The sequence below is a fragment of the Catellatospora sp. NPDC049609 genome (assembly GCF_040675365.1).
Lineage (GTDB): Bacteria > Actinomycetota > Actinomycetes > Mycobacteriales > Micromonosporaceae > Catellatospora.
On sequence record NZ_JBFAOU010000094.1, the window covers coordinates 20,061 to 30,364 of the forward strand.

At 73.8% G+C, this 10,304-nt stretch carries 6 protein-coding genes and 1 pseudogene; 3 read left to right on the forward strand and 4 right to left on the reverse strand.

What is annotated here, in order from left to right:
• Window position 1: 1 nt before the first annotated feature.
• Window positions 2-1,453 (reverse strand): MFS transporter, encoded by a 1,452-nt coding sequence (locus tag AB0J67_RS24115; protein WP_363485700.1) that lies wholly within the window; start codon window positions 1,451-1,453, stop codon window positions 2-4.
• A 102-nt stretch (window positions 1,454-1,555) separates the two neighbouring features.
• Here AB0J67_RS24115 and AB0J67_RS24120 point away from each other — a divergent pair, with 102 nt between their 5' ends.
• Both AB0J67_RS24120 and AB0J67_RS24125 read left to right on the forward strand, forming a co-directional pair.
• Entirely contained in the window at window positions 1,556-2,227 is a 672-nt protein-coding gene (locus tag AB0J67_RS24120; RefSeq protein ID WP_363485693.1) for an HNH endonuclease family protein, read from the forward strand.
• A gap of 57 nt (window positions 2,228-2,284) precedes the next feature.
• Window positions 2,285-2,518, forward strand: a pseudogene (locus AB0J67_RS24125) (hypothetical protein); the annotation flags it as partial.
• A gap of 9 nt (window positions 2,519-2,527) precedes the next feature.
• Here AB0J67_RS24125 and AB0J67_RS24130 read toward each other — a convergent pair.
• From AB0J67_RS24130 to AB0J67_RS24140, 3 genes are all read right to left on the reverse strand, one after another.
• The gene (locus tag AB0J67_RS24130) at window positions 2,528-3,628 is read right to left on the reverse strand and encodes a hypothetical protein (protein ID WP_363485694.1); all 1,101 of its coding nucleotides are present in this window, start codon (window positions 3,626-3,628) and stop codon (window positions 2,528-2,530) included.
• A 146-nt stretch (window positions 3,629-3,774) separates the two neighbouring features.
• Window positions 3,775-5,814, reverse strand: coding sequence for a carboxypeptidase regulatory-like domain-containing protein (locus tag AB0J67_RS24135; protein ID WP_363485695.1), 2,040 nt, complete (start codon window positions 5,812-5,814; stop codon window positions 3,775-3,777).
• A 123-nt stretch (window positions 5,815-5,937) separates the two neighbouring features.
• Complete coding sequence (locus tag AB0J67_RS24140; RefSeq protein ID WP_363485696.1) at window positions 5,938-7,602, reverse strand: ABC transporter substrate-binding protein; 1,665 nt, start codon at window positions 7,600-7,602, stop codon at window positions 5,938-5,940.
• Window positions 7,603-7,879: 277 nt separating this feature from the next.
• Here AB0J67_RS24140 and AB0J67_RS24145 point away from each other — a divergent pair, with 277 nt between their 5' ends.
• On the forward strand, window positions 7,880-10,213 hold the full coding sequence (locus AB0J67_RS24145) for a DNA polymerase III subunit gamma and tau (protein ID WP_363485697.1): 2,334 nt from the start codon (window positions 7,880-7,882) through the stop codon (window positions 10,211-10,213).
• Window positions 10,214-10,304 lie beyond the last annotated feature (91 nt).

A 10,304-nucleotide genomic window follows, 5' to 3' on the forward strand; every position in this document is an offset into this window, starting at 1 on the left:
GTCAGGGGCACCTGCCGCGCTGCAGCACGCGCGGGAGGTGCCCTTCCTGCTGCTCGGGGGCCCGCTCCCGGCGGCCCAGCCGCACCCCGCCGCAGGAGAACACCGCCAGCACCGCGGACACCAGCAGCACTCCGGCGCACCACAGGCCCGCCGCGCGGAACGCCGCGCCGAGCGGGCCGGGCTGCTCGTACTCCTCGCCGGACAGCCCGACGACCAGGGGCAGCGCCGCGACCGCGAGCAGCGAGCCGGCCCGCGCGGCCGTGTTGTTGACGCCGCTGGCCACCCCGGCGAAGCGCACGTCCACCGCGGCCAGCACCGTCGCGGTCAGCGGCGCGACGAACACGGTCAGCCCGAGCCCGAACAGCAGCACCCCGGGCAGCAGCGCGGTCACGTAACTCTCGCCCGGATCGGCCATGCCGATCAGCAGCACCCCGGCGGCGCAGCACAGCGGGCCCGCCGTGAGCTGCGGTCGCGGCCCCAGCTTCATGGCCAGCTTGCCGGACAGCTCCGAGCCGGCCAGCATCAGCAGCGTCATGGGCAGGGTGGCCAGGCCCGCCTGCAGCGCCGAGTACCCCATCGCCTCCTGCAGGTAGATGACCAGCAGGAAGAAGAAGCCGCCGAAGGCACCGTAGGTGAACACGGTGTAGAGGTTCAGCACCGAGAAGACCCGGGAGCGGAACAGGTCCAGCGGCATCATCGCGGCGGCCCCGCGCGCCCGCTCCACGCGCAGGAACCCGATCGCCGACGCCAGCCCGACGGCGAACCCGGCCAGCACCGGCACCGAGCCGAACCCGTGCTCCGGCCAGGCGATGAGCGCGTAGGTGACCCCGGCCAGCGCCGCCGCCCCGAGCAGCGCCCCGGCCACGTCGAACCGGCGGTCCACCTGGACGTCGCGGCTCTCCGGCACGTACACCAGGCTCAGCCACACGATCAGCGCCGCGAGCGGCAGGTTTATCAGGAAGATCCAGCGCCAGGACACCTGGTCGATGAGCACCCCGCCGACGAACGGGCCCAGCGCCGTCGTCGTGCCCGCCAGGCCCGACCAGGCGCCGATGGCGGGTGCCCGGTCCTCCTCCCGGAACGACGCCTGCAGCAGCGCCAGCGAGCCCGGTGTGAGCAGCGCACCGCCCACCCCCTGCACCACCCGCGCCGCGATCAGCGTCTCGACGTTCGGGGCCAGGCCGCACACCAGCGACGCCACGGTGAACCAGACGACGCCGGTGAGGAAGACCCGCCGCCGGCCGAAGTGGTCGCCCAGCGCGCCGCCGAGCAGCACGAAGGCGGCCAGGGTGAGGGTGTACCCGTTGATCACCCACTGCAGCTGCGCCAGGCTGGCGTTCAGCTCCCGGCCGAGCGTCGGCAGCGCGACGTTGACCACGGTGGAGTCGAGGAAGACCATGCCGGAGGCCAGCACCGCGGCGGCCAGCGTGCCCCGGCCCGCGGCGCTGCGCATCCGCAGCGCTCCGTCCACTCGCCCCATTCTCGTCGGGAGTCCGACGCCGCGCCGCGGAACGCGATACCGGCCGAGTGTGAAAGCTGCTCGTAAGGTGAGCGGGTGCGAACCCCCAAACCCCCCAGACGTACGAGGATCATCCTGTTCCTGGTGGCGGCCGCCGTGGCCGCCGCATGCGGTGCCGATCCGGCCGCCCCGGGCGGCTCGGGCGCCCAGCCCGGCGGCGGCAACGTCGACCCCAACGCCGGCAACAACGCGCTGGCCTCGCTGAACACCCTGAAGGTCGCCGAGTCGCGGCCGATGACCGGCTACACGCGGGAGAAGTTCCCGCACTGGAACAAGGCCGGCTCCAACTGCGACGTCCGCGACACCGTGCTGGCCCGCGACGGCAAGAACATCAAGCTGAGCGGCTGCAACGTCACCGGCGGCGAGTGGAGCAGCGTCTACGACGGCGCGAAGACCACCGACCCGCTGAAGGTCGACATCGACCACATGGTGCCGCTGGCCAACGCCTGGCGGTCCGGTGCGGACGCGTGGGACAACGACAAGCGCTCGGACTTCGCGAACGACCTGGAGCGGCCGCAGCTGTTCGCGGTGTCGGCCAGCAGCAACCGGTCCAAGGGCGACCAGGACCCGTCCCAGTGGAAGCCGCCGAATCGCGACTATTGGTGCACCTATGCGCAACACTGGATCACGGTGAAGAGCTACTGGAAGCTCACCGTGACCAAGGCCGAGAAGACCGCCCTGACCGACATGCTGGGGACCTGTGTATGAGTGAGCGCAGCGAGCGAATCAGGATCACCGGTGCGGCTCATGAGTGAGCTGATCACGAACATCGTCGCGGGTCCTGGCGGAGTCATGACCGACGAGGTGGGCGTGGTCACCGGTGAGCTGACGCTCGCCACGGAGCTGGGCGGCGACGGCACCGCCCGGCTCCGGGTGCAGTACCTGGGCGCCGAGGAGTGGTACACGGTGACCGGCGCGACCGTGCCGGTCACCGCCCCCGAGCAGGCGCAGTCGCTGCACCGCCTCGCCGTCGGCCTGCTGCACCGCCCCGAGGGCTGACCTCGGCGGTCAGGGCTGGTCGGCGGCGCGCTTGCGCAGCGCCAGGGCGATGCTGGCGCCGATGATGAACAGGGCCAGCAGCGAGTACACCAGGATGCCGGTGACCTCGTCGAAGAAGTCGTACGGCGGCTCCTGCGCCGCCTCCTGCGCCACCGCCACCGGCTCGTGCTCGGGCGCGGTCAGCGCCACGGCACGGTCCTCGCCGAGCGAGCCGTCGGCCGCGACGCCGACGGGCTCGACGGCCGCGGCCCGCGCGGACGGGGCCGCGAAGACGTCGGAGTGGGTGCCGGGCACGTTGCGGGTGCAGCGCCCGGTGTCGTACACGCACACCGGGTAGGTGGCCAGGTTGTCGGTGACGATCCGGTCGTACGCCCCCTCGACCGTCATCGCCACGTGCGGCTCGGCCGGCTGCGGGCCGGTCAGCCGCATGGTGAGGCCGAGCCGGCGGGAGGCGCCCGCCGGCAGCTCGACCAGGCAGGCGTCGCCGTCGTCGTCGGGGCAGTCGGTCCAGGTCACGTCGTCGAAGCCGGTCGCGGCGGGGTCGGCCACCCGCAGCCGGGCGGGCACCGGGCCGGAGTTGCGGTAGACCACCCCGAGCGCGGCGGTGTCGCCGGTGTGCAGGTAGACCGCGCTCTGCTCGGCCGTCGCCGAGACGTCGGTGTACGGCGGCGACGCCACCGTCACCGGGAACGTGCCGGACACCGCCGCGGTCCCGGCCGCCGCGGCGCTCACCGCGACCCCGCCCGCGGCGCCGTGCGCGGCGTTCTTGCGGGCGCGCAGGTCGAGCCGGATGGCGATGCCGTCACCGGGGGAGAGCCGGTCGACCTTGCAGGTGGCGGTGGTCCTGGTGTGGTCGCACCAGTCGGCCGAGGCCAGCTCGACGCGGCTCGCGGCGGCCCCGGTGAGGCGCAGCCGCAGCATGACGCGGCTCAGGTCGTGGCCCGTGGTGTTCTCCACCCGCACCACGCTGTCGCCCCCACCGAGCTCGGTGGCGGTGATCGTCGCGGGCAGCCCGAGGGTCAGCCCCGCCCGACCGGCCGCCGCCGCGGGCAGCGGCACGCTGACCCCGAGCACGGCCGCGGACAGTACGGCGATCCAGGAACGACTCACGGTTGCCTCCACAGGGCGAGCACGGCGCAGGAGGGAGGCTACCCGCTATCCGGACAAGTCTGGCCAATCCGACACGCGCTTCGGAGCGGCCCGCCGTATACGAAAGGCCGGGCACGCAGACGCGTGCCCGGCCTTCGCCGACGTCATCAGCCGAGCGCGAGCTCGAACGTCACGTTCTTGCGCTTGGGCACCCGGAACTCCGACGCCGAGGCGAAGTCCTCGCCGCCGACGAACCTGCTGCCGCCCTCACCGGAGTGGTACTCGAACTTGATGTTCTGCCCGCCGACGAGCTGGCGCGCGACGGTCACGTTCGGCTCGTCGAGCCACCACGTGCCGACGATGTCGCCGGTGGTCGCGTTCAGGGCGATCAGGAAGCCGCTGAACGGCGTGGTGCTGGACACCGTCACCGTCACCCCGGCCTCCATCCGGTAGTCGTAGGTGGTGGTCCCACCCGCGACCACGGTGACCACGTCGGCGCGGTTGCGGTTGGCCTCGCCGCCGCTCCACTGCGTGGCCTGGCCGTACACGTCGAACAGCAGCGGCCACTGGTACGGGCCGAGCTTGTCGATCCGGTAGTGGCCCTCGTCGCCGATGGAGAAGGCCCCGAACCCGCCGCCGAGGCCGACGGGCTCGCCGGCGACGCGGACCGAGCCGTGGGACAGCGCGGTGCCGTCGGCTCCGAAGACCTGCCCGGTGATCACGCCGGCCCGGTCCATCTTGATGACCGGCGGCGTCACCGTGTCACCGGACGCCACCGTGAACCGCACGGCCCGGCGGAGGTCGCCGGTGCCGCCGCGCTGCCCGACCCACTGGGCGCCGTAACCGGCCGCCCCCTGCGGCCAGGCCAGCAGCTGGTAGGTGCCCGCACCCTTCCACAGCACCTGGGTGACCTTGCCGTTCGCATCGCTGACCTCGCCGCACCCGTCCGGCATCCGGACCAGTTCGGCGAGCACCGGCACGAGACACACCCCGGCCAGCGGCCGGCCGGTCGCGGCGTCCACCACGGTGGCCGTGACCCGCGCCAGGGGCTCCATGACGAGCTGGACGTGGGTCTGCTGACCGGCGGTCACCGTCACCGACGTGCCGTCGAACGAGTAGCCGGCGGCGTTCGCCCAGATCTCGTGCGTGCCGATCGGGATGGTCGGGTAGACGACCTCGCCGTTCTCGGTGTCCCGCGCGTCCACGCCGATGCTGGAGGTGAAGTTCAGGATCGGCTGGCCGGTCTTGCCGTCCACGGCGGTGAGCCGGACGCTGCCCGTGGGCAGCCGCTGGTCGTCGACCGTGGTGGTCTGGCCCTCGGTGACGGCGAACCGGGTCGCCGCAGCGGGGTCGACCGTGCCGTGGGCGTACTGCTGCAGGAGCAGGGCCCCGCTGGAGAACTCCACGGTGTAACCCGTGCCCACCGGCACCTGCGCGAGCTGGTAGCGGCCGTCCTCGTCGGTCTGGGCGCTGCCGAAGAACAGGCTGTTGCTGACGTACACGTCCACGCCGGAGACCGGCGCGCCCGCGGTGTCGGTGAAGCGGCCCCCCAGGCTGCCGGTGGCCACCACGGTCTCGTTGACCGTCACGGTGCCGCCGGCGGTGACCGCGACCACCGTCGCGGCGTCCCGGTCGAGCGTGCCGGGCGCGTACTGGCTGAACGAGCCGTTGTCGAAGCGGACCACGTAGTTGCCCGGCACGACCTGGACGCTGAAGTTGCCGTCGGGGTCCGTGCTGCCGTAGCCGGAGGAGCTGTAGTCGACGGCGTCGACGCTGACGAAGGCGAACGGCACGCCCGCCCCGGCACGGTCGACCAGACGGCCGGTGACGGTGCCGGTCGGCAGCAGCTCGTCGTTGACGACCGCGGTGCCGCCCGCGGTCACGGTGATGAGGCTCGCCGTCGACCAGTCGCTCTTGCCGTAGGCGTACTGCGACGGGTGGCCCGGGACCTCGAAGTTCACCCGGTACCTGCCGGCGGGCACGTCGGTGAACTCGTAGCGCCCCTGGTCGAACCAGGAGTGGCCGGAGTAGTCGACGTCGTCGCCGTAGAGGTAGACGGCACCGCCGGTGACCGGGGCTCCGCCGTCGGTCAGCAGGCCGGTGACGGAACCGGTGTCCGCCGCGTGAGCCGGGCCGGTGAGCCCGGTCACCGCCAGGCTCGCGCCCAGCAGCACTGCACCGAACCGGCGCAGCATGGATCTGCTCATGTTTACCCCGTAATGCATGAGAGGGATGGGAATGTGTCGGGGCGATGCCCGGCACGGCCCGCAGCGTAGCGGGGCCATGCGACACCCCGCTGCCCCATTTTCTCGCCCTGCGGCGCGGGGCCGTCAGGTGAAGATCGCCGCCGCGAAGTCCTCATCGGTCAGTGGGCTGGGCACCACGCCGGCCAGGTTCTTGTCGAAGACCAGCACGTCCGGGCCGTGCACCAGCGGCAGCGCGGGCAGCAGCTCCAGCAGCCGCGCGTTGAGCTGCCGGTACTGCGGCACCCGCGCCTCCGGCTCGCCGGTCGACTCCACCTGCTTGAGCTGGTCGAACAGCGCCGTGTCGGTGAACCCGAACTCGTCGCTGCGCTGCGCGAACAGCGTGCCGAGGAAGTCGTACGCCTCGCCGTAGTTGCCCACCGCGCCGAACAGGTGCAGGTCGTGGTCCCTGCCCCGGGTCACCGCGTGCAGATATTCCGGCGTCCACGGCAGCTCCGACCCGGCGACCTCGATGCCGACCGCGCGCAGGTCCGCCGCGATCAGGTCGAAGATCTGCTTCGGCGACGGCAGGTAGTTGCGGGTCACCCCCTGCGGGTAGTGGAACCGCAGCCGCAGCCCGCTGCCGTAGCCGGCGGCGGCGAGCAGCTCCTTCGCGCGGGCCGGGTCGTGGGCGTACGCGGCGACGTCGGGGTTCCAGCCGGGCAGCGTGTCGGGGTGGAAGTTCAGGGCGAGCTTGGCGCCCGCCGGGAACGCCTCGGTGAGCAGGCGCTGCCGGTTCACCGCGTACGCGATCGCCTGCCGCACCTCGGGCTTGGCCAGCGCCGGGTTGCCGGCCTGGTTGATGCCCAGGTAAAGGGTGTTGAACGCGGGCCGGGGGACCACGTGGTAGCCGAGGTCCGCCAGCTCCTCGCGGTCGGCCGGGGCCACCAGGTCGTAGCCGTCGATCTTCCCGTCGAGCAGCGCCTGCCGGCGCACCGCCGCCTCCACCACCTGGAAGTGCAGCTGCTTCACCTTCGCCTTGCCGCCGTGGTAGCCGTCGAACGCCTCCAGCTTCACCAGGCCCGCCCCGCGGTCCCAGGAGACGAAGCGGTAGGGGCCGGTGCCGACCGGGTTGCCGCCGTACGCCGGGTAGCCGCCGCCGACGACGCGGTCCGCCGCGTACTTCTGCAGCGCCGCCGGGCTGGAGATCGCGAACGACGGCAGCGCGAACGCCGCCGGGAACCGGCTGCTCGGCCGGGTCAGCGTGATCTCGACGGTGCCCGGGTCGCGCGCGGCGCACGACTTGAACAGGCTGGCCGGCAGGCGGCTGGACCGGTTCTTCGCGAACCCGCCGAAGATCGTCTGCCAGTACGCGGACAGGTCGCCCGCCTGCAGCGGGCCGGAGAAGTGATACCACCGCTGGAAGTTGACGCACACCGCCGCGGCGTCGAGCGGCGTCCCGTCGTGGAACGTGACGCCCTGCTTGAGGCGGAACGTCCAGACCGTGCCGGTGGCGTCGACGCCGAACCGCTCGGCCAGGCCCGGCCCGGTGCGGGCGCCGCCCGGCTCCGGGCGCACCAGCGTCTCCAGCACCTGCCGGGTGATGCGCAGCGACTCCGCGTCGGCGGCCAGGGCCGGGTCCAGCACGCGCGGCTCGCCCATGCCGAAGACCAGCTTGTCCTCGGTGCTGACGGCGGGCAGGCTCGGCGCGGCCGACGGCGCGGTCTGCCCGCCGCCGTCGTCGGTGCAGGCCGCGGTGGCCAGCAGGATCGCCGCCACCACCGAACCGATCCGGAGCCGACGCGTGCCCACCGAGGCCACCCCTGTCCCATGTGAGTGACAACCCGACGACACCGGGTCACCGACTGCGGTCGACCCTAACGGCGGTCGATGGCCTCACCTACCGGGCGAGCGCGGTTGATATCGAACTGGTACGCGCCCGGACGCCCGCCCCCACGGGCCGGGGCGGCGGAGGTGACCACGGCCGCGCGGGACTCCGCCGGACGGGCCGGACCGGGCGCGGTCCAGCAGCCCGGTGGTCGGACCCGCGCGGTACGGTAGCCAGCGACGTTCAAGGAGGTGTACGCCCGTGGCGCTGGCGCTGTACCGCAAGTACCGGCCTCGCACCTTCGCCGAGGTCATCGGCCAGGAGCACGTCACCGAGCCGCTCATCCAGGCGCTCAAGACCGGCCGGCTCAACCACGCCTACCTGTTCTCCGGCCCGCGCGGCTGCGGCAAGACCACCAGCGCACGCGTCATGGCGCGCTCGCTGAACTGCGCCCAGGGCCCCACCCCGGAGCCGTGCGGCGAGTGCGACTCCTGCCGGGCGCTGGCCCCGGACGGCCCCGGCTCGATCGACGTCATCGAGATCGACGCGGCCAGCCACGGCGGCGTCGACGACGCCCGCGAGCTGCGCGAGCGCGCCTTCTTCGCGCCCGCGTCGAGCCGCTACAAGATCTACATCATCGACGAGGCGCACATGGTCTCGTCGGCCGGTTTCAACGCCCTGCTCAAGCTGGTCGAGGAGCCCCCGGAGTACGTCAAGTTCATCTTCGCCACCACCGAGCCGGAGAAGGTGCTCGGCACCATCCGCTCGCGCACGCACCACTACCCGTTCCGGCTCATGCCGCCCGGCGTCCTCCGGCCGTACCTGGAGCAGCTGTGCGCGAGCGAGGGCGTGGCGGTGGAGCCGCTGGTGCTGCCGCTGGTGGTGCGCGCGGGCGGCGGCTCGGCCCGCGACAGCCTCTCCGTGCTCGACCAGCTCATCGCCGGTTCCGGGCCGCAGGGCGTCACCTACGCCCGCGCCGTGGCGCTGCTCGGGGTCACCGACAACGCCCTGATCGACGAGATGGTCGACGCGCTGGCGGCGGGCGACGGCGCGGCCGCGTTCGCCGCGATCGACCGGGTCGCCGAGGCCGGCCACGACTCCCGCCGCTACGCCAACGACCTGCTGGAGCGGCTGCGCGACCTGATCATCCTGCGGCAGGTGCCCGACGCCGCCGAGAAGGGCCTGGTCGACGTCCCGGAGGAGCAGCTCGCGCGGATGCGGGCGCAGGCCGGGCAGCTCGGCTCGGCGACGCTGTCGCGCTGCGCCGACATCGTGGCCAACGGCCTGGTGGAGATGCGCGGCGCGACCTCGCCGCGGCTGCTGCTGGAGCTGCTCGCGGCCCGCATGCTGCTGCCCGCGGCCGACCCGTCCGGCACCGCCCTGCTGCAGCGCCTGGAGCGGCTGGAGAGCGGCTTCGTCCCCGGTGCGGCGACCCGGCCCGCCGCCGACGCGCCCACCCGGGCCCAGCCCGAGGCAGGTCACGCCCAGGGCGACACCATGGCCGCGGCCGGGCCGGCCGGCTCGGGTCGCGCCGCCGCGCGCGAGGCGGCGGCCGCTGCGGCGCGCAACGCCTCGGCCGGCTCGCCGCGGCCCGCCGCGGCCGCATCGGGCGAAGGCGCCGCGCACAGCGCGGATCCGGCGCCGCGTGCCGCCGGGCCTGTCGGCGAAGCCGTCCCAGCGGGAAGCGGCGCCACCGCCCGCGACGCCGCTCCTGCCGGAAGCGGCGGCCGTGACGGCGGCCCCGCCGGATCCGGCGCCCCGATCCGGGAGAGCGCCCCGGCGGACACCGGCGCGCCGTCGCGGACCGGAGCGGTGCCCGCGAGCAGCGAGGCCGCCCGGCGTGCCGCCGAGTCGTGGGCCGAGCCCGAGCCGGCGGGCGGCCGGGCCGCCACCGGCGCACCCGCCGCCCGCACCGCGTCCGCACCCCCGGCATCCCCACCACCGGCATCGGCCGCACCGGCCGGCGGGCCGGACAACGCGGTGGCGGTACGCCGGTCGTGGGACGAGATCGTGCGCATGGTCGGCCGCAACAAGAAGAAGGCGGCGGCGTTCGCCCGCGAGGCCGTGGTCCGCGACATCGAGGGCAACACCCTGGTGCTGCTGTTCAAGCACCGCGTCCACGCGAACGGCGTGGAGAACGACCCGGCTCCGCTGCTGGAGGCGGTGCACCAGGTGCTGGGCGGCAACTGGCAGCTGCGCTGCGAGGTCGGCGGCGACCAGCGTGCCGGGCAGTCCCGCGCCGGCGCGGTCGCCCCCGCCTCGGCTCCGCCGCGCAACGCGCCGACGCGGACCGCCGACCAGGCGCGGCGTCCCGCCCCGGCCTCCGGTGACGACTGGCCCGCCACCGCCCGCCTCGGTGGGGCCGCGCCCGCCCAGCAGGGTCGCCGGTCCGCCGCCGTGGACGACGGCCCGCCGCTGGACGAGCCGCCCTACGACCCCGAGTACGACGGGCCGCCACCGCGCACGATCGAGGGCTTCGACCCCGGCGACGAGCCGACCGATGAGATCGTCGACGCCGCCACCGCCCGGCAGACCACCGAGCAGGCCGCCGTCGAGTCCCTCCGCACCTCCTTCGACCTCGAAAGACTCGACTGACCCCCGCCCGCCCACCGGCCCGGCCGGCCGGGCCGGCTGGCCCGCCTGCGGCAACTCTTAAAGACTCGCGGCCTCAGGAATTTCCTGAGGC